Origin of the sequence: Gemmata algarum, from assembly GCF_034097035.1 — a bacterium.
Taxonomy (GTDB): Bacteria; Planctomycetota; Planctomycetia; order Gemmatales; family Gemmataceae; genus Gemmata; species Gemmata algarum.
Window position 1 is genome coordinate 20916 of sequence record NZ_JAXBLV010000186.1, and the last position, 23083, is coordinate 43998.

Annotated in this window: 21 protein-coding genes; 13 read left to right on the plus strand and 8 right to left on the minus strand. The window is 67.4% G+C overall.

The features are described 5' to 3' along the window. Nucleotides 1–19 precede the first annotated feature (19 nt). Nucleotides 20–541 carry a hypothetical protein gene (locus R5W23_RS17585; RefSeq protein WP_320687416.1) on the plus strand — a complete coding sequence of 174 codons (522 nt, stop codon included), beginning with the start codon at nt 20–22 and terminating at the stop codon, nt 539–541. Nucleotides 542–589: 48 nt separating this feature from the next. Here the strand turns inward: R5W23_RS17585 and R5W23_RS17590 are convergent, their stop codons facing one another. After that, complete coding sequence (locus R5W23_RS17590) at nt 590–1267, minus strand: hypothetical protein (RefSeq protein ID WP_320687417.1); 678 nt, start codon at nt 1265–1267, stop codon at nt 590–592. 179 nt (nt 1268–1446) lie between these two features. Here R5W23_RS17590 and R5W23_RS17595 point away from each other — a divergent pair, with 179 nt between their 5' ends. The 8 genes from R5W23_RS17595 (at nt 1447) to R5W23_RS17630 (ending at nt 14281) form a co-directional block, all read left to right on the plus strand. Further along, a complete protein-coding gene (locus tag R5W23_RS17595; RefSeq protein WP_320687418.1) occupies nt 1447–2652 on the plus strand; it encodes a molybdopterin molybdotransferase MoeA in 1206 nt (401 codons plus the stop codon). Nucleotides 2653–2875: 223 nt separating this feature from the next. Next, nucleotides 2876–4612, plus strand: a complete 1737-nt coding sequence (lnt, locus tag R5W23_RS17600; protein ID WP_320687419.1) for an apolipoprotein N-acyltransferase — start codon at nt 2876–2878, stop codon at nt 4610–4612. Nucleotides 4613–4821: 209 nt separating this feature from the next. Next, the gene (locus R5W23_RS17605) at nt 4822–6291 is read left to right on the plus strand and encodes an ArnT family glycosyltransferase (RefSeq protein WP_320687420.1); all 1470 of its coding nucleotides are present in this window, start codon (nt 4822–4824) and stop codon (nt 6289–6291) included. Beyond that, nucleotides 6288–7586, plus strand: a complete 1299-nt coding sequence (gene xseA / locus R5W23_RS17610; protein ID WP_320687421.1) for an exodeoxyribonuclease VII large subunit — start codon at nt 6288–6290, stop codon at nt 7584–7586. Before R5W23_RS17605 ends, xseA begins: the two co-directional genes overlap by 4 nt. Before the next feature lie 76 nt (nt 7587–7662). Continuing rightward, nucleotides 7663–7980, plus strand: a complete 318-nt coding sequence (xseB, locus tag R5W23_RS17615) for an exodeoxyribonuclease VII small subunit (protein ID WP_261185284.1) — start codon at nt 7663–7665, stop codon at nt 7978–7980. Further along, nucleotides 7977–8990, plus strand: coding sequence for a polyprenyl synthetase family protein (locus R5W23_RS17620; RefSeq protein ID WP_320687422.1), 1014 nt, complete (start codon nt 7977–7979; stop codon nt 8988–8990). Before xseB ends, R5W23_RS17620 begins: the two co-directional genes overlap by 4 nt. Nucleotides 8991–9128: 138 nt before the next feature. After that, nucleotides 9129–11039 (plus strand): 1-deoxy-D-xylulose-5-phosphate synthase, encoded by a 1911-nt coding sequence (dxs, locus tag R5W23_RS17625; RefSeq protein WP_320687423.1) that lies wholly within the window; start codon nt 9129–9131, stop codon nt 11037–11039. A 194-nt stretch (nt 11040–11233) separates the two neighbouring features. Continuing rightward, the gene (locus R5W23_RS17630; RefSeq protein WP_320687424.1) at nt 11234–14281 is read left to right on the plus strand and encodes a PVC-type heme-binding CxxCH protein; all 3048 of its coding nucleotides are present in this window, start codon (nt 11234–11236) and stop codon (nt 14279–14281) included. Nucleotides 14282–14446: 165 nt separating this feature from the next. On the opposite strand, the gene R5W23_RS17635 is transcribed toward R5W23_RS17630, so the two are convergent. Together R5W23_RS17635 and R5W23_RS17640 are read right to left on the minus strand one after the other, a co-directional pair. Next, nucleotides 14447–15157, minus strand: coding sequence for a YggS family pyridoxal phosphate-dependent enzyme (locus R5W23_RS17635; protein ID WP_320687425.1), 711 nt, complete (start codon nt 15155–15157; stop codon nt 14447–14449). A gap of 2 nt (nt 15158–15159) precedes the next feature. Beyond that, nucleotides 15160–15504: a histidine triad nucleotide-binding protein gene (locus R5W23_RS17640; RefSeq protein ID WP_320687426.1), complete on the minus strand. Its 345-nt coding sequence runs from the start codon at nt 15502–15504 to the stop codon at nt 15160–15162. 195 nt (nt 15505–15699) lie between these two features. Between R5W23_RS17640 and R5W23_RS17645 the strand changes: the two genes are divergently transcribed. Then, a complete protein-coding gene (locus R5W23_RS17645) occupies nt 15700–16641 on the plus strand; it encodes a hypothetical protein (RefSeq protein ID WP_320687427.1) in 942 nt (313 codons plus the stop codon). Nucleotides 16642–16710: 69 nt separating this feature from the next. On the opposite strand, the gene R5W23_RS17650 is transcribed toward R5W23_RS17645, so the two are convergent. Together R5W23_RS17650 and R5W23_RS17655 are read right to left on the minus strand one after the other, a co-directional pair. Continuing rightward, the gene (locus tag R5W23_RS17650) at nt 16711–17628 is read right to left on the minus strand and encodes a WD40 repeat domain-containing protein (protein WP_320687428.1); all 918 of its coding nucleotides are present in this window, start codon (nt 17626–17628) and stop codon (nt 16711–16713) included. A gap of 69 nt (nt 17629–17697) precedes the next feature. Beyond that, nucleotides 17698–17895 carry a hypothetical protein gene (locus R5W23_RS17655; protein WP_320687429.1) on the minus strand — a complete coding sequence of 66 codons (198 nt, stop codon included), beginning with the start codon at nt 17893–17895 and terminating at the stop codon, nt 17698–17700. Nucleotides 17896–18032: 137 nt separating this feature from the next. Between R5W23_RS17655 and R5W23_RS17660 the strand changes: the two genes are divergently transcribed. Beyond that, nucleotides 18033–18323: a hypothetical protein gene (locus R5W23_RS17660; protein WP_261186851.1), complete on the plus strand. Its 291-nt coding sequence runs from the start codon at nt 18033–18035 to the stop codon at nt 18321–18323. Between the two features lie 209 nt (nt 18324–18532). On the opposite strand, the gene R5W23_RS17665 is transcribed toward R5W23_RS17660, so the two are convergent. The 3 genes from R5W23_RS17665 to R5W23_RS32705 form a co-directional block, all read right to left on the minus strand. After that, nucleotides 18533–19954, minus strand: coding sequence for an MATE family efflux transporter (locus R5W23_RS17665; protein WP_320687430.1), 1422 nt, complete (start codon nt 19952–19954; stop codon nt 18533–18535). Nucleotides 19955–20000: 46 nt separating this feature from the next. Beyond that, on the minus strand, nt 20001–20384 hold the full coding sequence (locus tag R5W23_RS17670; RefSeq protein WP_261186849.1) for an ArsR/SmtB family transcription factor: 384 nt from the start codon (nt 20382–20384) through the stop codon (nt 20001–20003). Between the two features lie 472 nt (nt 20385–20856). Then, nucleotides 20857–21138, minus strand: a complete 282-nt coding sequence (locus R5W23_RS32705; protein WP_407936143.1) for a CRISPR-associated protein Csx3 — start codon at nt 21136–21138, stop codon at nt 20857–20859. On the opposite strand from R5W23_RS32705, the gene R5W23_RS17675 reads away from it, so the two are divergent. After that, nucleotides 21138–21890 (plus strand): IS5 family transposase, encoded by a 753-nt coding sequence (locus R5W23_RS17675; RefSeq protein ID WP_320687431.1) that lies wholly within the window; start codon nt 21138–21140, stop codon nt 21888–21890. The two genes, R5W23_RS32705 and R5W23_RS17675, sit on opposite strands and share 1 nt — an antisense overlap. 364 nt (nt 21891–22254) lie before the next feature. Beyond that, nucleotides 22255–22989, plus strand: coding sequence for a carboxylesterase family protein (locus tag R5W23_RS17680; RefSeq protein ID WP_320687432.1), 735 nt, complete (start codon nt 22255–22257; stop codon nt 22987–22989). Nucleotides 22990–23083 lie beyond the last annotated feature (94 nt).

Sequence of the window (23083 nt, forward strand, 5' to 3'; positions counted from 1 at the left end):
ACCGTCGGGAGAGGGAACCATGTGGGGGCATAATAGCACTTCGTGCCGCGCGGATGTGGTCGCGGCGTTCGACAACCAAGGCGACGCAGACGAGGCCCTGCTGCGGTTGCGGCTGGCGGGGTTCCGCGACAAGCAAATCGGGTACACCGGCCGGCTTCATAACGGCCATACGACCGACATGCTGGAGCGAAGCCACACGTTCGCGGGCGCGGTGTTGGGCAGCATCATCGGGGCGGCGATCGGCGTAGCACTGACACCGCTGTTGAACCGGGTCTTATCGCCCCTGAACGGACCGCACGACCTGTTCGGCCTGGGCGTCACGGCCGGCGTTTGCGGCGCCATGCTCGTCGGCTTCTTCGGCGGCTGGATCGGGATGAGCATGCACCGGCGCGGCACCGAGGCGCCCGCGACCGACCGTGAGGACGGGCCGTTCGTGATGGCCGTGTCGGCCGGCGACGCACGCCCGCGGGCGTGGGAGATCCTACACCAGCACGGGCACGACCTGCACTCGGCGCAGATACCTGCTCCCGGCGCGACCTGACATTGCCAACCGTTGAGGACGGCTCACGAAGCACCGCGTCGTGAGCCGTTATTCTTTCTCCAGTACCGAATCCACGACCCAGCACCCGCGGACGTGAACGCCCTTCGGGTTGCGGCAGTGGTTCAAGATGTCATCGTTGTCGCACCCGGCGTCCTGAAGCGCGTCGGCGAGAATTGGCATCGCGCCGAAGTCGCGCGACTCGTACATCTCGCGTGCCAGGGCGCGAACGGTGTCCGTGCGCCACTCGGGGGCGAAGGCGATCGGCCGAAATGGGTTCCCGAAGATGTCGCGGAGCAACTCGGCGTGGGTGGCCAGGGTCGCGGTCCGGACGCGCTCTTTCGCAGGGTAAACCCCAATAGCACTGACGTGTCTGAACAGGAGCTCCGGCGTGCCGAGGGCCGCACCGCGTGAAACATACCACGCCGCACCGCTCGGGCGCCCCAACTGGAGTGCCTCTCGACACGCCTGCGGCCAATAGAGCCCGCGTGGCTCAAACGACGCGTTCGCAACGGCCGCGGTCAATTCCTCTCTTGTCGCCCGTCCGTCCGCATGAAGCTCCAAAACATCAAGAGCCCGCTCGACGGATTGATGCACTTTCATGTCCTCGATCATGAGGCGGCAGCACGCGATCGAGAACAAATGGAACGCCCGCTCGCGCCCATTGGCCTCAAGGAACCGTAAAGGCGCGTCGGGGGTGTCAGACGCGAGCCATTCCGCTTCGGTCATGGTGCTGCTCTCGCCTCCCGGCCCGCTTTGGCGGCAGCCACAATAGCAAGGCCGATCGTCCGCAAAGCATTACGGCCGATGTCGCACGCAGGCCGGAGGCCGCGTGCCAGTAACGATCAGGATAGCTCGCGCACCGGGTATCGGTATACCATCCGCACCGCTCCGGGAGGTGCAACACCATGCTCGAAGTTGCCGACGCACTCGCGACCGTCCTGAGCCACTGTCGGCCGCTGGGCGCTGAAGTCGTGGCGCTCTCCGCCGCGGCGCTGGGGCAGGTGCTTGCGGCCGACATCACCGCAGACGCAGACTCGCCGCCGTTCGCGAAGTCGCTCCGCGACGGGTACGCGGTCCGCAGCGCCGACTGCGCGTCGGCCGGCGCCGAGTTGACGGTGGTCGAGGAGGTGCCCGCCGGAAAGGTGCCCACGAAGTCGGTCGGGGCCGGCGAGGCGGCCCGCATCTTCACCGGGGCGCCGATCCCGGACGGTGCCGACGCGGTCGTGATGCAGGAGCACACCGAGAAGCTCGGCGGCGGGCGGGTGCGGATCGTCGATGCCGGTGTGAAGTCGCGCCAGTGGGTGTACGCTCAGGGCGCGGAGATGAGGGCTGGGGCGGTCGTGCTGGCGAAGGGGACGCCGATTACCCCCGCCGCGTGCGGTGTGCTCGCGAGCGTCGGGCAGACAGCGGTGCCGGCGTTCCCGTTGCCGCGCGTCGGGATCATCGTCACCGGTGACGAGATCGTCGAAGCGGGCACGAAGCCGCCGCCCGGACAGATCCGCAACTCGAACGGCCCGATGCTCACCGCCCTGACCGCCCGCGGGGGCGGACGGCCCCGCTACCTGGGGATCGCCCGCGACGACCGCGCCGTCACGAAATCACTGATCGGTGAAGGGCTCGACGTTTCCGACGTGGTGGTGATCGCGGGCGGGATGTCGGTGGGGGACCACGACTTCGTGCCCGAGGTGCTGAAGGAACTCGGCGTTGCTATCCAATTTCGCCAGATCCGAATGAAGCCGGGCAAGCCGATCCTGTTCGGCACCACGGAGAAGGGCACGCTGGTGTTCGGGTTGCCGGGCAACCCGGTGAGCGCGTTTGTGGGGTTCGAACTGTTCGTGCGACCGGCCCTCCGAATCCTGGGTGGACACGCGGAGGCCGGTCCGCGCACAATCAGGCTGCCGCTGGCCGACGGTCTGGCCGAGAGCACCGACCGGCCGACCTACCGCCCGGCGAAGCTGGAACCGCACGCGACCGGGTGGGGCGTGCGCCCGCTCACAACGACCGGCTCACCCGACCTTGTCAGCATGCAGCGGGCGGACGCGCTCCTGGTGCTGCCGGCCGGCGACACGCGCGCCGATGCCGGCACGCTCGCGGACGTGGTGCTGCTGTAAAACGGGCGCAAGGACCACAACGAATGGATGGGCGCAGGCCGTCTTTGACAGCATCAGCAGAGTAAACGGGATCTAAAATTGATCTGCCTTCATACCGTTTACTCTGTCGATCCTGTCAAAAACCTGCTCTTATACACGAGATCTGTATGGCCGACATGAATCCACGACCATGCACCCATTCGGCCACCGTTTCTAAGCCTTTTTCACTCCGGAAGGACTCCGCGTGAAGCCTCGCGTGTTCGTGCCCGCGATCGCCTCGGGCGTGCTGTTGTGGCTGGCGTTCTTCCCGTGCGACCTCGGGCCGCTCGGGTTCGTCGCGCTGGCGCCGTGGCTCACGCTGGTGCGTGCCCCGGTCTCGGGCTGGCGCCGGTACCTCGCCGCGTACCTCGGCGGGTTCACCTTCTTCGCGCTCGCGACACAATGGGTCCGCGTCGCGCACCCGATGATGTACGGGTCGTGGCTCGGGCTGGCGGTCGTCATGCCGCTGTTCTGGCTCGCCGCCCTCGCCGTGCTGCGGACACTCGACTCCTTGAAGCTGCCGCTGGCGGTCTCGGTGCCGGTGGCGTGGGTCGCGTTCGAGTTCTTCCGGATGCACTTCCCGACCGGCTTCACGTTCATGAAGCACGTCGGCGCGTACCAGATGATCGGGTTCGGGTGGTACTTCCTCGGGTACACCCAGCACGCCTTCACGCCGCTGATCCAGATCGCGGACGTGGGCGGCGTGTACGCGGTGTCGTTCGTGGTGGGTGCGGTCAACGGCGCGGTGGCGGAACTGGTTCTGCGGTTCTGCGTGCGGCCGGCGCCTCAACCCGTCGGCGCCCCGCCCATCTCGCCCTCGCCGTCCTGGAAGAAGGTCGGGCGTGGGCTGGCCTTCGCCTTAGTGCTGTTCGGCGCCGGCCTCGGGTACGGATTCTGGCAGCTCAACCACGCCCCCTTTGGTGAGGGGCCGAAGGTCAGCGCGGTTCAGGGGAACCTGACGCAGGACGACAAGATGGACGACCCGAACGGGCTCCTTCAGTCCTACAGCGACTTGCACTACCAAGCCATCCAGTACGACCGCGCGGAGAACCGGTTTTACGGCGACCCGCCGGACCTGGTCGTGTGGCCGGAAACGTGCTGCCCGGTGGACTGGTGCGATGTGGCACCGGATGCATCTCTCGGAAACGCGCCGCAGGGGTTCCAGCGACACCGGGTGGACTCGCAGGACTGGTTCCTGAACCGGCAATGGGGCACCAACGTACTGTTCGGGTTGAACGGGCTCGAATGGGACGGCACTCGGGTGTGGAAGTACAACTCGGCGCTACTGGTGAAGCCGCTCGCGCGCGACCCGCTCTGGAAGCCGGGAGACCCGCAGATCGCGTTTAGCGCCGCCGCCGGGCGGTACGACAAGATGCACCTCGTCCCCTTCGGCGAGTACGTACCGCTCGGGGATGAGTTGCCGTTCATGAAGGTGTTCACCCCGTACAAGCACGACTACGCGTGCCGGCCCGGGGAGCGGTGGACCCGGTTCCCGCTGACCGCGCGCGACGGCCGCACGTTCACCTTCGGGTGCCTGATCTGCTACGAGGACTCCGACCCGTACTTGGCCCGCCAGTACGCGGCATCCGAGCCGGTGGACTTCCTGGTCAACATCTCGAACGACGGCTGGTTCAAGGGCACCGAGGAGCACGAGCAGCACTTAGCCATCTGCCGGTTCCGCGCGATCGAGGCCCGGCGAGCCGTGGTGCGCAGCGTGAACATGGGCATTTCCGGGTTCATCGACTCGGACGGCCGGCTTGTGAAGTTGCCCGCCGACCGGTGGAGCGATTCCAAGAAGGTGGACGCGATCGTAACCGCGGTCGTGCCGATCGACGCGCGCCGCTCGGCCTACGCCCAGTTCGGCGACTGGGTGCCCGCGGGGTGCTGGCTCCTCGCCCTCGTGGGAGTTGCCGTTGGGTTGGTGCGGCGGAAGGTGGCGTAACTGAAACGCGGGCCTCCGGCCCGCTCGGCGATCCCAATCGTGTGGCTGGGTGTGTATCCACCGCCACCACCCAAGCAAACGTGAGGCGGGCCGGAGGCCCGCGCTCCGGCGCAGCAAGGAGGCCGCCGATTCGACTTGCGACACGCATTCCTCTGCACGTCCCGCTGTCCCGCGGGCGGCTCGCGCCGTTGCTGGTCGCGGGCTGGTGCGTGTTCCTGTTCCTGTACGGCACCGCCACAGGGCCGCTGTACCGGACCGAATCCCTCCGCGCGATCATCGGCCGCTCGTGCCTCGAAGGGCACTGGCTGTACCCGACGCTGTACGGCGAGCCGTTCCTCACGAAGCCCCCCGGCCATTACGTCGCGATCGGGTTGTGCAGCCTCCCCTTCGGCGAAGTCACCGCCGCCACGGCGCGCCTCCCATCCGCCCTAGCCGCGGCGCTGTCGGTCGTACTGATGTACGGCCTCTTTTCCCGCACGCTGGACGAACGCGCGGGGCTGCTGATCGCCCTTTTGCTGCCGTGCTCAGTGCTGTGGCTCGACAAGGTGCCGAGCGCGGAAATCGACATGACGCTCGTGGGCTGGGTGACGGCCGCGATCGTACTCCTGTACCGCGCGGTTGAATCCGAAGGCCACGGCGCCCTCGGATTCTGGGTCGGCGCGCTGCTGTGCGTCGCGGGCGGGGCGCTTACGAAGTGGACCGCGCCGGCGTTCTTTTACCTCACCGCCGTCCCGCTGCTGATCTGGCGCGGGCGCCTCGGGCTGCTGCTCGGGTGGCGGCACCTCGTTGGGGTCGGTGTTGCGACCGCCGCGTGCGCGCTATGGGCCGCCGCGGTGGTTCACGAAGTGGGCTGGGACGCGCTGGCGGACACGGTTCGCAAAGAGGCGGCATACCGGTTCGCCCCGAAGGCAAGTAAGGGCTACCCGTGGGCCGAACTCGTGACGTACCCGCTCTCAGTGTTCGCCGCGCACCTGCCGGTGTCGGGGTTCGCGCTGCTCACGTTCCGGCCGAGCTTTTGGAAGCGGTGGGACGGGCGCGGGAAGCTGTTGTTGCAACTGCTCCACTGCTGGACATGGCCGAACCTGCTGTTCTGGACGCTCGTTCCAAACCACAACGTGCGGTACGCGCTGCCCGTCAGTGCGGGGCTCATGGGCCTCGGGGTGATGGGGCTGCTCGCGTGGGTCAGCACGAAAGGCAACCCACCCCCCAGCCCCCTCCCTGAAGGGAGGGGGAGTTTGGATGATCCGTCCAGCGAACCGAATACGCGAACCGGTTCCGGAGTGCCTGCTCTCCCCTTCCCTTCAGGGAGGGGGCTGGGGGGTAGGTTGCCATTGCTCCTCACCTTCCTTATTTGCTGGGCGGTGGCGAAAGTGGTGTTCGTGGAGGTGGTCGTCCCGAGCCGCACCGCAGGGCGGAACGCCGAAGCCACCGGGGCTGCCTTGCGCGAGCACGTTCCGGACGGGCCGCTGCACGTTTTCAAGCTGAAGGACGAGGGGGTAACGTTCTACTACGCCCGGCCCGCGGTGCGGCTCTCGGACCCGCAATCGTTACCGCCCGGCGCGGCCGCGCTGCTGATCGAGCAGGAATGGGCCGACCGGGCTGCGTTCGGACATCTCACGCTGGTATGCTGTATGCACGATCAGCAGGGTGACCCCATTTACCTGGTGCGTCGGCCATGAGTGCGGTCCCGAAACCCGCCGTTCAGCCGCTCACGGTGTCGCAGCTCACCGCCCAGGTGCGCGGCACACTGGAAGCCAAGTTCCTGTCCGTGTGGGTCGCGGGCGAGGTGTCCAACTTCACCCGCGCCAGCAGCGGGCACTGGTACTTCACGCTCAAGGACGCCACCGCCCAAATCAAAACCGTCGCGTTCCGCGGGATCAACCTGCGGCTCCGGTTCGATCTCCGGAACGGCATGGAGATCATCGCCCGCGGCCGGCTCACCGTCTACGACCCCAAGGGCGAGTACCAGTTCGTCGTCGAGGAGGTACAGCCGAAGGGCGTCGGCGGCGCGGAACTCGCGCTGCGGCAGTTGAAGGAAAAGTTGCTCGCGAAGGGGTACTTCAGCCCCGCACGCAAGCGCCCGCTCCCGCGCCCGCCGCAGCGCGTCGGGCTGATCGCCAGCGCCACGGGCGCGGCGGTGCGCGACATGATCGAGGTGTTCGCGCAGCGGTGGCCCTTCACCGAACTCGTCGTCCGCCCGTCGCGGGTGCAGGGCGAGGGCGCCGCGCAGGACATCGCCCGGGCCTTGCTGCAACTGAACTGGCTGCACCGGAACAACAAGCTCGCCTTCGACGCGATCGTCCTGGGCCGCGGCGGCGGCAGCGCCGAAGACCTGTGGGCGTTCAACGAAGAGGTCGTCGCGGACGCGGTCTTCAAATCCGAGGTGCCGGTGGTGTCCGCGGTCGGGCACGAGACGGACGTGACCGTCGCCGACTTGGTCGCCGACCACCGCGCCGAGACGCCGACCGCCGCCGTCATCGCCCTCACCCCGGACCGGCGCGAACTGCTCGCGTCCCTCGGGGAGCTGCGCGAGCGGATGGGCGAATCGGTGGCGCGGCGCCTCCGGCTCGCGAAGCAGCGGCTCGACCAGATCGCCGCGCGCCAGGCGTTCCGGCTCCCGCTCCAGCGGGTTCACAACGCCGGCCAGCGGCTCGACGACATCGCCGAGCGGCTGCACCGCGCGGCCCGCCACCGGCTCCTTGAGGCGGCACAGGAGCTGGCCGGGCGTTCCGCGCAGTTAGAATCGTTAAGCCCCTTGCAGGTGCTCGGCCGCGGTTATAGCCTGACGCACACGGGTGACGGCCGGCTGGTCCGCGAGGTGGACCACCTGCGGCCGGGCGATTTGCTCCTCACCCGCGTCCGCGGCGGCACCGTTCGCTCGCTGGTGACGGCCACGGAAACGACAGACCCGGAACGCACGGACCCCGGAGCGCGAGATTCGGACCCGGACCAGACCCCAGCGGCCGGGGGGTAACCCCGCCGGCCCCGCTCGTCGCCCCGGGCTCCGCACTCCGCCTTTCTTTCTTAGCCCCAGGGACGGGACGCACGCCATGCCCGAACCACCCGCCGAGCCCGTCCCGTTCGAACTCGCGCTGGACGAACTCGACGGCATCCTGCGCGAACTTGAAGACGGCACCACCACCCTCGAAGACGCGCTGAGCCGTTACGAGCGGGGCGTAAGCCTGCTCCGGCAGTGCTACGGCCAGCTCCGCGACGCCGAGCAAAAGGTGAAACTGCTCGCCGGGCTGAACGAAGAGGGTGGTGCCGACCTGCGCCCGTTCGATCACGTCGCCTCCATCGAAACTGCGAAGGCCGCCGTGCGCAAACCCGCACCGCCGCCCGCACGCGACCCGGGAATAACGGAATGACTTCGGGATCTGACATCGGTGACACCCAAACCCGGTTGGCTTTGCAACGCAAAGTTGATAGCATTGCTGCTCCCGCGGGCGGCGCCGGTTCGACGACCGATCGGTTACTGGACGCCCTGAAGGCGCGCCAGGAGCGGGTCGAACGGGCACTCCGCGACGCGCTGGGGCTGGTGACCCGGGAGGCCCCGCCGGCGCTGACCGAGGCGATGGCGTACAGCCTGTTCTCGCCCGGGAAGCGGCTGCGACCGCTGCTGGTGGCGCTCGCGTGCGAGGCGGCGGGCGGCGCCCTCGATGCGGCGCTGCCGTCGGCGTGCGCGGTGGAGATGATTCACACGTACTCGCTGATCCACGACGACCTGCCGGCGATGGACGACGACGACCTGCGCCGCGGGCAGCCGACGTGCCACAAGAGGTTCGGCGAGGCGCTCGCGATCCTCGCGGGCGACGCGCTGCTGACGGGCGCGTTCGAGGTCGTGTGTGCGGGTTACGCGCCCCGGACCGCTGCGGTTAGTTGTGCGGAGCTGGCGCGGGGCGCCGGGGCGGTGGGCATGGTCGGCGGGCAGACGCTCGACCTCGAAGCCGAAGGCCGCGTGCCCGCCGGTCCGACCGCCCTTCAAGGGGTCGAGCGGCTCGAAGACATCCACCGGCGCAAGACCGGCGCGCTGTTCCGCTCGTCGCTGCGGCTGGGGGTGTTCGCGGCGCAGGCCGAGCGGCCCGCGGGCGCCTGCCCGGAGGCGCTGAAGGCGGCGGACGATTACGCGGACGCGTTCGGGCTGGCGTTTCAAGTGACCGACGACCTGCTGGACGTCGAGAGCACGGCCGACAAGGCCGGCAAGCGGGTGGGCAAAGACGCCGCCCGCGGGAAGCTGACCTACCCGGGGCTCCTCGGCACCGAGGCGTCCCGGCGGCGGGCAGCCGAGTTGGGCCAGCTCGCGGTCGCCGCCGCCGAACGACTCGGCAGCGAGCCGCTCGCGGACCTGGCCCGGTACGTGGTGACTCGAGAGAAGTAAGGAGTGGGGAGTGGGGAGTGGAGAGTGAGGGCCGGAACGTGAGGGTTGAGGGGTGAAGGCGCACCCGCTGGTGCCGGCCTTCGCCCCCCGCCCCTCGCTCCTCTCGGGTCACTCCCCACCGCTTCCCGGGGGAACGACATGACGACGCAACTGTTGCCGCAGATCAAATCCCCGGCCGACCTGCACGCGCTCTCGGACGAGCAGTTGCAGCAGCTCACTCACGAGATCCGCGACGAGCTGATCCGCGTGCTCACCACGCGGCCCGCGCACTTCGCCAGCAACCTCGGGGTGGTCGAGCTGACGGTGGCCCTCCACCTCGCCTTCGACTTCTCGAAGGACAAGGACCGGCTCATCTGGGACACCGGGCACCAGATCTACCCGCAGAAGCTCATCACCGGCCGGTACGAGCAGTTCCACACGATCCGCACCAAGGGCGGGCTGATGGGGTTCCCGCACCCCGGCGAGAGCGAGTACGACCTGTTCATGACCGGCCACGCCGGGTGCAGCGTCTCAACCGCGTCCGGGCTCAAGGCCGGCGACGAGCTGATGGGCCGCACCGACAACCACGCGGTCGCGGTGATCGGCGACGGCGCGTTCCCGTCGGGGATCGTGTTCGAGGCGCTCAACAACATCGGCGGGATGGGCCAGAACACGCTGGTGATCCTGAACGACAACAAGATGTCGATCTGCCCGCGGACCGGCGGGGTGGCGAAGTACTTCGACCAGTGCCGGATGACCGGCCTCTACCAGGGCGGCAAGCGGCGCATCAACCAGATCCTGGACCACGTCCCGCTCATCGGGGAGACGGCCCGGGCGTCGCTGGAGGCGATGCGCGACGGGCTGAAGGCGTGGATCAAGGACGGGATGCTGTTCGAGGAGCTCGGGTTCCGCTACTTCGGGCCGGTGGACGGGCACGACCTGCCGGCGCTGCGCAAGATCCTCAAGGACCTCAAGGGGCAGAAGGGGCCGATCCTGCTGCACGTGCTCACCAACAAGGGGCACGGGGTGCCGCAGGCGGCCGAGGACCCGGTGACGTACCACACCCCGCCGGTGTTCGCGGAGGTCGGCCCGGACCGCGCGATCGTGTCGTTCAAAAAGGGCGGCGCGAAGGCGTACACCGACGCGGTCAGCTTCGCGCTCCACCAGGCGATGCAGGACGACCCCACGATCGCGGTGATGACCGCCGCGATGTGCCAGGGGAACAAGCTGGAGAAGGTGCGCGAGGACTTCCCGGAGCGCTTCCACGACGTGGGCATCTGCGAGAGCCACGCGGTCGCGTTCGCGGCCGGGATGGCGAAGTCCGGCGCCAACCCGGTGGTGGACATCTACAGCACGTTCCTGCAGCGCAGCTTCGACCAGATCTTCCAGGAAGTGTGCCTCCAGAACCTGCACGTCACCTTCCTGATGGACCGCGCCGGCCTGACCGGCCCGGACGGCCCGACGCACCACGGCGTGTTCGACGTGCCGTACATGCGACTGTTCCCGAACATGGTGAGCATGGCCCCCGGCGACGAGGCCGACGTGGCGCCGATGGTCAAGTTCGCGCTGCAGCACACCGGGCCGATCTCGGTGCGGTACCCGAAGGCCAACCTGGAGACGATGGAGCGCGCCGAGCCGGTGGCGCCGATCGAGCTGGGCAAGGCCGAGGTGATCGAGTGGGGCGAGGACGGCTGCTTCGTCGCGTTCGGCACCCTCCTCTCCAACTGCGTGGCCGCCGCGAAGAAGCTGAAGGCGGAGGGCATCCACATGGGCGTAGTCAACGCCCGATTCGTGAAGCCGCTCGACAAGGACACCATCCTCCGCGCGGTGGACGCGCTCCCGCTGGTCGTGACGGTGGAGGAAGGGACCGTTGAGGGCGGGTTCGGCTCCGCGGTGCTGGAGGCGGCCAACGCGGCCGGCCTCGACACGCGGAACGTCGTGCGCCGCGGCATCCCGGACCGGTTCATCGAGCACGGCGAGCGGAACGAGCTGCTCGCGGACATCGGCCTGAGCGCCGACGCGCTGGCGGACCTGGTCCGCGCGAGCCGGGCAGCAGAAGTCGCCCGCTGAATGATGACGAAGTGGCCCCAAGGGTAGCCGTCGTGTGGCGGCGCCCGACGACGGCACCGGAACCCCGCCCCGCACCCTTCCGACGAAGGGTGCGGGGCGGGGTTCCGGTGCTTCTGCGTTGCCCACCGTACCGCGTCGTGGTTTAATCAGCGCTCGCTTTTTTGCCCGCCTTCCCTCCCGCCGGAGGCCCGCGCATGCGGACCGCCATCTCCTTCGCGCTCGTCGCACTCGGGGGACTCACCTGTCCCGCCCGCCTGACCGCGCAGCCCAAGCCGCCCGATCTGCCGCCCCACCTGATGGCGCCGACCGACCCGCTTTCGCCGGCCGAGGAGCGGAAACAGTTCACCGTGCCGCCGGGGTTCGATGTCCAGCTCGTCGCGAGCGAGCCGGACATCCAGAAGCCCATGCAACTGGCCTTCGACGCCAAGGGCCGGATGTGGGTGACATCGTCGTACCACTACCCGTTCCCGCCCGCGAACGCGAAAGCCACCGACAAGCTGTTTGTCCTGTCCGACTTCGACCCCGAGACCGGGAAGGCCCGCAAGGTTCAGACGTTCGCCAGCGACCTGAACATCCCCATCGGGATTCTGCCGCTCCCGGACTGTAAGAGCTGCATCGTGTCGAGCATCGGCGAGATCCGCAAGTACACCGACACCGACGGCGACGGCAAAGCCGACAAGTCCGAGGTGCTGTTCAGCGGGTTCGGGTTCCGCGACACGCACGGCATGTACAACTCGTACACCCTCATGCCGGACGGCTGGGTGTACGCGTGCCACGGGTTCAACAACGACAGCAAGGTGAGGGGCAAGGACGGGCACGAGATCCAGATGCAGTCCGGGAACACGTTCCGGTTCCGCCCGGACGGCTCGCGCCTCGAAACCTGGACCCGCGGGCAGGTGAACCCGTTCGGGATGGCGGTGGACCCGTGGTTCAACCTCTACACCGCGGACTGCCACTCGAAGCCCATCACGCAACTCGTCCCCGGGGCGTACTACGAGAGCTTCGGCAAGCCGCACGACGGGCTGGGCTTCACCCCGCACGTCACCGCGCACCCGCACAAGAGCACCGGCCTGTGCGGGCTCGTGTGGTACGACGCGGACCACTTTCCGAAGGAATACAAGGACGTGATGCTGCTCGGCGACGTGGTGAGCAACTGCATCAGCGCCGACAAGATCGTGTGGAAGGGCTCGACCCCGGTGGCGCAGGAGCGGCCCGACTTCCTGACGAGCACGGACCGGTGGTTCCGCCCCGTGGACATCAAGCTCGGGCCGGACGGCGCGCTGTACGTCGCCGACTTTTACAACAAGATCATCGGGCACTACGAAGTGGACCTGAAGGACCCCCGGCGCGACAAGGACCGCGGGCGCATCTGGCGCATCGTGTGGAAAGGTACCGACGGCAAAGCACCGGCGCCGAAGTTCGCGTACACGGACCTCACGACGGAGAAGCCCGAAGCGATAGACAAGCTGCTCGGGCACTCGAACCTCGCGGTGCGGCTCGCGGCAACGAACCAGCTCATCGCCCGCGACGTGAACGCAAAACCCGTCTCAGACGGCTCGGACGTGTACCAAGCTCACCGGCTGTGGGTGGACGCGGCGCGCGCATGGCGGCACGGGCAGGCGCCAGAAAAGGCAGAACCCAGGCGCGACTCGTCGCTCCTGGCCTCGCACGCATTGCGGGCGCGGCGGGCGCACGACGAGTGGGTCCGTGAGCACCCCAACAGCGAGCAATCACGGCGTCAGCAGCCCCGGTTGGAAAGGGCCGACGCGCACGTGCTCCGGGCTGCCGCGGAGTGGATGGGTTGGGGGGCGAAGGCCGAGCACATCAAGCCGCTGGTCGAGGTGCTCGCGAAGTGCCCCGCGGACGATACGCTCCTGCGCCAGGCGGCGCGGATCGCACTCCGGAACTGTCTGCGCGACAACCCGAAGGCGTGGCCGGACGGGTACGACGCGACCTACGCCGATGTCGCCCTCGCGATCCCTCAGTTCGAGGCCGCGAAGTACCTGACCGTGCAACTGTGTGAGAAAAAGCTCCCGGCGGAGCGGTTGCCGGCCGCGGCCGAGCACATCACGCGGCACGGCGGGGGCGCGTTCGAAACGGTGCTCTTCGCGGCACTCGCCGAGCAGGCGAACGCGGACGCAATACTGGCCGGGTTCCGCGGGGTGCAGGCTCGCGGCGCCAAGCTCAACGCGGCGGCCACCATCGATCTGTTCCGGAACGCACAGAAAGCACTTACGGACGCCAAGAGCGTTGCGTGGGGGCTGCGGGTGCTAAACGCACTGCCCGCCGTCGGCGCCGGTACGCTCAAGCTCACGCCGGACGCCGTCAACACTCTCGCAACCACGCTCTCCACGAACTCGCCCGATGAGGTGCGCATCGGCGCGGCCGAGTCACTGTTGAAGTACGTTCCGGCGGACGCGGTCGAAGCGATCCGCAAGCAACTCGCCGACGCCAACACCCCCGAGGCGGTCCGGGTCGGGTGCCTGCTCGCGCTGGCAGCGTCGAACTCGAAGGACGCGCAGTCCGTGGCCCGTGACGCCCTCAAGGACGCCCCGTACCGCGTCGCGGTGCAGATCGGCCTGAGCCTCGCCAGCACGAAAGAGGGAGCGGGCGTACTCTTCGCGGCCGTCAAGGACGGCAAGGCCCCGCAACGACTCCTTCAGGAGAAGGCGATTCTGGAGCGGCTCAAGTCGTCGAACCTGCCTGGGTGGGACAAACAGGTTGCCGACCTCACCAAGAACATCCCGCCCGCGGACCAGCGGATCGCAACCGTGTTGAAGGCCCGCGCGACCGGCTTCGCGCGGGCAAAGGGGGACTCGAAGGAAGGCGCGAAGCTGTTCGCCAAGCACTGTGCCGCGTGCCACAAGATCGGCGACGCCGGCGGGAAGATCGCGCCGCAACTCGACGGTATCGGCGTCCGCGGGGCCGAGCGTCTGCTCGAAGACGTGCTCGACCCGAACCGCAACGTGGACCAGGCGTTCCGGGCGCGCTCAATCACCACGACCGACGACCGCACCATTACGGCGCTGGTGCTGCGTGCCGAGGGCGAGGTGCTGGTCGTCGCGGATCCGGAGGGGAAGGAAAAACGCATTCCACTGAAGGATGTCGCGGAGAACCGCGAGACGCTGCTCTCCGCGATGCCGGCCAACTTCGCCGACGTGCTCCCGGAGAGCGAGTTCTACGACCTGCTCGCGTACTTGTTGGAACAGAAGGCAAAGGAACCGCCAAAGAAGGAGAAGTAAAGCAGCAGAGGATTGGCCGCAAAAAAGCACAAAAAGCACAAAAGGAAACCGAAAACGAATACAGAATAGTTGTGTTGAACCCACTCTCTTGTTTTCGTTCTTGGTTCCCTTTTGTGCTTTTTGTGCTTTTTTGCGGCCAATCCTCTGCTGCCTTCGTTCTTGCGGCTACGATCTCTCTTCGCTGAGTCCCTCGAACAGTGTGGTGCCGACGCGGACCAGGGTCGCGCCCTCCTCCACGCCAATCTCGAAGTCGTTGCTCATGCCCATCGACAGCTCGTTCAGCGCAAGCCCGGTGCGGGTCCGGAGCTGGTCGCGCAGCTCCCGCAGCCGCGCGAACGTCGGCCGCGCCGATGCGGGGTCGTCCGAGTAGGCGGCCATGGTCATTAGCCCGCGCACGTCCACCCCGCCGAGCCCCGCGAGTGTGTCGCCGAGTGCGGGCACGTCGGCCGGGGCGAACCCGCCCTTGCTCTCCTCGCCGCTGCAGTTCACCTCGAGCAGCACCGCGACCGGCGCCCCGCGCTTCCGGCCGAACGCGCTCAGGGCGTCCAGCACGCGCACGCTGTCAACCGAGTGGACCAACGACACCAGCGGGACCGTGCGATCGATCTTGTTCCGCTGAAGGTGCCCAATCAGGTGCCAGTCCGCGCCGGCGACCGCCTCCGCTTTGCGCCACAACTCTTGCGGGCGGCTCTCGCCGAGGGCACGTACCCCGAGCGGCGGCACCAGCGCGGCCACCGTCGGTGATACCGTTTTGGTGACCGCGACAAGTGTAACGCTATCGGCAGTGCGCCCGGCGCGCCGGCACGCCTCCGCGATGCGCCCTTTGACCGCCGCAAGGCGCGCGGACAGTACCGTTTGCAGGTCAGATGTGTTCATGTTCAACCGGGGGGCCAAGTCATGTCGCGCCCGCCGAGCAGGTGCATGTGCAGGTGGGGCACGGTTTGCCCGCCGTGCTCGTCGCAGTTGATCACGAGCCGGTACCCCTGCACCAGCCCGAGTTCCCTCGCCAGTTTGGCCGCGATCAGGTGCAGGTGCCCGATGAGGGCCTGGTCTTCGGGCGCGATGTCCGCGTGCGTGCGGATCACCTTCTTGGGGATGATCAGAACGTGGACCGGCGCCTGCGGCATGATGTCGTGGAACGCGAGGCACAAATCGTCCTCGTGGGCGATTTTCGCGGGGATGCGTTTGTCGATGATCTTGAGGAAGAGGTTGTCGGCCAGCATTCGAGGTCCCCTGCGGGTGCGGATGCGGTTACCATACGCGCGAAGAAGCCCTCCCCCCAACCCCTCTCCTAAAAAGAGGAGGCGGGGAACCGCCCCGGGACGGAACCGCGGGCGGGCAATCTTGCGACCGGTGGTGGAACCGCGCGCGGTGGTTTTGAAGCCCTTCACGTTTGGAGGGGCGGAGAGGTCCTTCTGATGCTCTGGGTGGTGGGAATCGACGAGGCCGGGTACGGGCCGAACCTCGGTCCGCTGGTGCAGGCCGCCATCGCGCTGCGCCTGCCCAAGAGCGACCCGGCCGGTTGGGACACGCTCAAATCGGTGGTGCGGCGGGCGCACGAAAAGCCCGACGGGCGGGTTCTGATCGACGATTCCAAGAAGGTGTACACCCGCGGCGGTATCGAGGCCCTTGAGCGCGGTGTGTGGGCCATTTCGGGCGCCGAACCGACCCGCGTTCACGACTACTTCTGGCACGGGGACGAATTGCCGCTCTGGGGCGAGCACCTGCGCGCGGAGTTCTGGTTCGACGGCGACGACCTCCTGCCGTTGCACATCGACGCGGAAACCGAATGGGCCGTCTCCGAACCGCTGCGCACGGCCTTAAACGGCAACTGGACCGGCGACTATCGCATCGTACCGACGCTCCGGTTCAACCAGATCGTAGACGGGTCCGGCTCGAAGGCCACGGTGCTGAGCTGCGGGCTGATCGACCTGATCGAGTCGGTGACGGCCGCCATCCCGGACGACGGCGAACCGCTCCTCATCCTGTGCGACAAGCAGGGCGGGCGGAACTTCTATTCGGCCATCGTGCAGGCGTCGCTCCCGACCGGGTGGGTGGTCACGGAGCGCGAGGGCGCGGCGGAGAGTCGCTACCGGGTCGAGAACCTGTCGCGCCCCATAACGGTCGTGTTTCGCCCCCGGGCGGACGGCGACAGCGTGGCGGTCGCGCTCGCGTCGATGCTGTGCAAGTACCTGCGCGAGCTGTGTATGCGGCAGTTCAATCGTTTTTGGGCCGCGCGCGTGCCGGGCCTCGCCCCGACCGCCGGCTACCCCGTGGACGCCAAGCGGTTCTACGCCGCGATCCGGCCCACGATGGCCCGCCTCGGCCTCACCGCCGACCAAGTGTGGCGGAAGAAGTAATTCGGCACGCGGAGCGGAACGCGTGCGCACCCGTTCTGGGCCTTGCAACCTTCAATTCCGGGTTCCGCATTACTCCAGATCCCACACCACCACGTCGCCGGTAGCGGCGCCGGCCGCGGCGAGTGTGCCGTCCGGGCTGACCGCGATCGCGCTCAGCCGGTCGAGTTGCCAGGTGTAGCGGTTCGTACGTTCGAGGGTGTCGGCATCGAACTCGTTGACCGTTTCGTCGTTGCTCGTCACGAACAGGCGCCGGCCGTTCGGGTGGTACGCAAGGGCGGTGAAATGCTTGCGGTTGTCGTTGCGCGCCAGCCGCGGGCCGCCGCCGGCGGGCAGTGACCAGGAGAGCAGCGTCATCCCGTGAATGCCGACCACGGCCGCGCCGGTCGGGCTGAACCACAGCTTCCCCGCGTAGCTGTACGGGTACGTCCCATCGCTGCGGCTCGCCGACGTGGGGAGGTCCCGCACCTCCAGGCGCATCGGCTGGTCCCACCAGCGCCCCGGGGACGCCGGACGGGTCAGCATCGCGAACCGGTCTCCCGCCGGTGAGATGGTCACGCTCTCGACGGACAAGTGGAGCGTGGACAGCGCCCACTGGCGGACCCATTCCCCATCTTTGAACTGCCACCCGGCGAGGAAGTGGTCCGGCATCCCGTGGCTCGAAACGATCCGGTCGCCGGCGGGGCCGACCTTCCAGACCGTGGCTTTGGTCAGGAACGACGGGTACTCGTTGGTCGCGTCGCGCTCGTCACGGTCGTAGGCCCGGCAGCCGTCGGCGAGCTGCCACTCCAGCCGGCGCCCGGTAGCGGAGAACCGCAGCCCCCCGGCCCGGTACTTCCCTCCCAGGCCCAGGCGCACCGGCGCGATGTTGGGGGAGTCGAGGTTCCAGAGGAACACGTGCGCCCCGTCCACAGCGGCGGCGATGGCGCGGCTGTCCGGGCTGAACGCCAGGTCGAGCACCTCCGCGGAAGCCGTTTTCAGGACGAGCATACCCTTCCCCTACCCGGGAACCATAACTCGCACCGCGCCCCCGCGCCAGGGCCGCGGCCCGAATCGGGCTCAGTCGTCCACGTCCCAAACGAGCGCGCCGGCATGACCGGCCGCCGCAGCGCACGGCCCGTTCTGATCGAACGCCACAGCGTACACCGGGCCGACGCCCCAGTGAAACGTGCGCAGCGGCGGGCCAGTGTCGGTCGTGTCCCATACGGCCACCGAACCAGCGATCCCGCCGGCCACCGAGCCCCCTGATTCCGGCAACACCGTAGTTCCCTACCCGTTCGCCACCAAAAGACTCGCGTCCCCCGTAAATGCGGCGGCACTTGCTTTGAAAATGTCGTGCCGCGCCACGACCGGAGCAGTGCCGCGCAGGCCAAAGGGTCACAATCGCCCCGACCGTGGCCAAGCTGCTACCGTCGGGCGAGCCGACCGCCCGGCTCGCCCGCGGGAGTTCGCCTTCAAGCGACCAGGGGGCGCCCGCGCTCGAGAACTCGAAAACGAACGCGCTCTCGGTGGCCACCAGCACGAATCGGCCGGCCAGGGTGAACGGCACCCGGATCACCGCCGCCGAAAACGGGCCGACCCGCCGCGAGGGGAGCGACGGCGCGTGCAGATCCCAGAAATCAACAGCGGAGCCGAGACCACCTGCCGCCAGCCAGCGCCCGTCCGGCGGGAACGCGACCGTGTAGTGGGACTGACTGGACGGCAGGAGTTGGAGCATCGCAGCACGCGAGGCGCGAAAGGGCCAAACCCTTCAAGGTAACGGGTGCGCCCCGGTCGTTGACGGGCTTGTACCCGCGCCACACGCCGCACCGACGCACCAAGGGGCGTGAACGCAAGCGAATTATAACAAAGATATAAATACATGCGGCCGAATCGGCGGTGGCAGCCGAACCGCTCACACTTCGATCTTTTTCCACTTGCCGCTCGCGAACCGCAGTGCGAAAAACGTCCCCCGCAGCCACAGGTCGGCGCACATCGCGACCCACGCGCCCAGCAGCCCCATGTCCCCACCGCGAACCGTTCCGAGCGGGCCGAGGCCCACCTGCGGGGCGGTCATCAGGTACGCCAGCGGGATCCGCACCCCCAGGAACCCGAGCCAACTGAACAGCACCGGCACCCGCGAGTCGCCCGCCCCGCGCAGCGCGGCGGTGAAAATGATCTGGCTCGCCAGGGCCGGCATCGCGCACGCGATCAGCCGCAGCGCCGGCACCCCGGCGTCAACGACGGGTTGCAAGTCGGCGTCCGGACAAAACACCTTGAACATCGGTTCCGCCAGGAGCACGAACAGCACGCCCATGCAGCACATGAGCCCCCCGCCGAGCGCGAACGCCACCCACACGCTCCGGGCGGCGCGGTCGGGGGTACGGGCGCCCAGGTTCTGCCCCACCAGCGTCATTGCAGCGGTGCCGAACGCCGCGCCGGAGAGGAAGCCAAGGGCTTCCCAGCGCAGCGCGATCCCGTGCGCGGACGCGGCGGTGTCGCCGAGCCGGTTCACGATGCTGAGGAACCACAACTGGCAGAACGCGGCCGACAGGCTGTCGATCGCGGCGGGAACGCTGACCCAAAGCAGCCGCCGGATCAGGCCGGTATCAGGCACCAAGTTGGTGAGGTGCAGTTTCAGCCCCGACCGGCCGCGCGCGAGGATGACGAGGAGTGTGACGCACCCGATGACGTGACTCAGCCCCGTGCCCAGCGCGATCCCGATGAACCCGAAGCCCCGGAACGGCCCGAACCCGAAGCACAGCCCCCACGCTAGCGGCACGTTCAGTACGGCCACGAGCCCGAGGACCTTCAGCCCGGTGCGCGTGTCCCCGGCGCCCGCGAGGCACGCGGCACACGCGGACTCGGTGATTTGGAACGCGAGAAGGGCCGCCAGGGGCGTCAGGAACTCGACGCACACCCGCGCCGCGTCGCCCTCGAGTTTCAGGGTGCGGATCAGGTCCGGCAGCCCCACCAGCGCCGCAACCGCACCCGCAACACCGAACACAACGGCCAAAACGACCGACTGGCCCGCGGCCCGGTTCGCGAGCGCAAAGTCCCGCGCCCCGACGAACCGGGCCACGAGCGCGGTGCTCCCGACGCTCACTAAAACGGTGTAGCTCGACACGAACCAGTACAGGTACCCGGCCGTGTTCAGCGCAGACAGGTACCCGACCCGGGCGGCCGGATCGGATACCTGAAACCGTCCCACGAGAAACTGGTCCGAGAGCTGCACGACGAGGTGCAGGTATTGCTGTGCAAGTGCGGGCAGAGCAAGGACGAGCACCTGCCGCCCGAGCGGGCGAGACAGCGCGTCCTGCGGAGCCGAGGTGTCCATCCCCACATCTTAGTGACCGCGGTGCCGACCGCCGGTCGCCACGCCTTCACTTCTTGGCGGCCTTCCGGCGGGTTTTGGCGGCGGCGGCGGTCGCCGACACCGGCGGCGCCTCGGGTTTGGCCCGGAGCACCACCCGGAAGCTGCCGAGCATCAGCACGCCGAGTACATCGGGCGTGGTCCCCGGGGTGAAGATGTCCGGCCGCAGCCGGTAAATCACCCGGCGCCCGTCCTTCTCGTCTTCCAGCACACCGGCTTGCCGCATTACCCCGAGGTGGTGCGACATGTTAACCATCTTAATTTTCACTAATTCTGCGAGGTTCCCGACGTGTTCGGGGCCTTTCGCCAACTGCCACAGGACACGCAGTCGGGTCGGCTCGGCCACGGCGGCGAGCAACGCGGCCACCTTGCGAGCTTCGGCAAACTCGGTCATTTCGGCACCAGTGGACACCGCAACCTGCGGCGAGGGCGGGCAATTTGTGGAGTTGAAAGAATATAGATTGAAATGGCGTTATGCCACCGTCCAAACGGAAATAGGAATGAATTGGGCCGCTTTGAGGCGGTGCATTTGCGCCGCACGGACGGATCGGTAATGGGGTACAGGAATCGAAGAGCCGGCAGCGTGAGTCGCACCCGCATGTCCCGAGGTACCAGTTCGGCGCCTGTCGGTCACTCGCCACGCCGGCGAATTATCTTGGAGGTAAACATTCGCCCCGCGATGGGCAAAATTTGCCCATCGCTGCTTTATTCGTGCCCACAGGCGGCGTATGGGAGCCGGCCCCCCTTACCCGGGCCGTCACAGGGCCATGTGCTACCGCATGCACCACATGCCGCAGGGACCCAAAAGCACCACTCCGGACCGTTCCGGTTTGAGACCGCGTGTGGCGTCACGAGAGGCGTTGCTCTTAGCCAGCCGTTCGGAGAGGGATATCAACATCAAACACCTGACCTGCGAGCCAGTTTGGGTGGTGTGATGCGACGAGAACGGCGCCCAGGCGTGGGTCGAACACGGCGATGCTCCGGCTGGCGAACTGTGCAGGAGATGAAACGCCACACCGTAGCGCCGGACGAGCACGCGCCCCTCGATCACCACTGGCGCCCCGCGGGGGATGTTCGGGAGCGGCGGCAACGGCTCGGAAGGAGTAGTCGCCTGAGGGGCTGTGCGAGAAATTAGTATATATATTCATTGATTCTTGGCGCGGATACTTCAGCACGCAAGTCGTATAGCAGTGACCTGACGGCCGATCAATGGGCGATCCTGGAGTTCATGTTCCCGCCGAACGCGGGCCGCGGGCATCGCCAGACGATCCCCATCAAAGAGATCATTGATGCCGTCTTCTACATCAACGACAACGGTTGTAAGTGGGCCGACTTGCCGCACGACTTCCCGCCTCCGTCCTCGGTCTCGTACCACTACATGAAATGGGTCAAGAACGGCACCTGGCGGCGGATCAACGACGCGCTCCGGGAGGCGGTGCGGGTGCAGGCCGGGCGCGATCCGCACCCGGCCGCGGCGGCCCGGGACAGCCAGACCGTCAAGGCGGCCCCCACGGGCGGGCACCGGGGGTACGGCGGGGGCAAGAAAACCAACGGGCGCAAGCGTCACATCCTGGTCGATACGTTGGGCTTGGTGATCGCCGTGGTAGTCACTGCGGCCAGCGCCGCCGACGCCATCGGAGTGCTTCGCCAGGTGTCCCGATTCGAGCAACCCCGGCTCCGGACCATCTTCGTGGATCAGGCGTACCATCGGCACGAGTTGCACACGTTCGCCGATCAACACCTGTCGTGTACGCTACAGGTCGGGAATCGACCGCCGGGTGCCCAGGGGTTCGTACCGATCCGCAAGCGGTGGGTGGTCGAGCGGACGTTCGGGTGGCTGATCCAGAGCCGCCGGCACGCCAAGGATTACGAGCGCACGTCTGAATCCAGCGAGGGGTAATCATACATATCACTCATATGAGTGATACTGCTTCGCCGGCTCACCAAATCTACGAAGCCAACAGATTCAGGCTCTGCACCAATCGCTGCAAATCACAGCCTCGCAGCGTGATTTTTTCGTAGAGCCTCTTAGGGTGGTGGGGCGGGACATCGGTGAATCCTCACAGGTTCATCCATTCCACCACAGCGGTTTATCCAAAGATAGGCCTCATTCGTGGCCGCGAAGAGTATTTTTGCGCCGCCGTGGTGAGTAGGACGGCGCGCGACCCTACGCTTCCCGCAACTTGACATTTCACCTTCTTGCTGGCGACCGTGCGGTCGGTTTGATAGGCTTTAACACACTGCCCCCCACCGGAGGCCCTCGCATGCGCGTCCTCTCCGCGTTCCTGCTTTGCGTGTCCTTTTTCTCTCTGGTCGCGCCGACTCGTGCGGATGACAAACCGAAAACCGGGTTCGTCGACAAGACCTTCAAGAACGCCGACGGCACCACCTCGCCGTACGTCGTGTTCGTGCCCCACGGGTACGACGGCACCAAGGAGTACCCGACGGTCCTGTTCTTACACGGCTCCGGCGAGACCAAAGGCGGGAAGAAAATGCCGGTCGAGGTCGGTCTCGGCACGGCGATCAAAAAGCGTGAGAAGAACTTCCCCTTCATTGTCGTGATCCCGCAGTCCGAAAAGCGGACGTGGCAGGCAACCTCCGACGACGCCAAGCGCGCCCTCGCGATGCTCGACGAGGTGCAAAAGGCGTACAAGACCGATCCGAAGCGCCAGTACCTGACCGGGCTGTCGATGGGCGGCTTCGGGACGTGGAGCATCGCCACCGCCTACCCGGACCGCTGGGCCGCGATCGTGCCGATCTGTGGCGGCGGTAACGTGAAGAACGCGGAGAAGATCAAGGACATCCCGACGTGGGTGTTCCACGGCGACGCCGACACCGCGGTGAAGGTGGACCTCTCGCGCGAAATGGTGGACGCGATCAAGAAGGCCGGCGGCAGCCCCAAGTACACCGAGTACCCGAAGGTCGGGCACAACTCGTGGGACGCGGCTTACGACACCGACGAGCTGTACACGTGGCTGCTCGAGCAGAAAAAGAAGTGAGCACCTGGGTTCTCCGACTCGTGACCGATGATTTTCCGAGCCAGACGACGGGCCTGTGACCATTGAGAAGGTAGCACCGATCGCCGGTGACGGG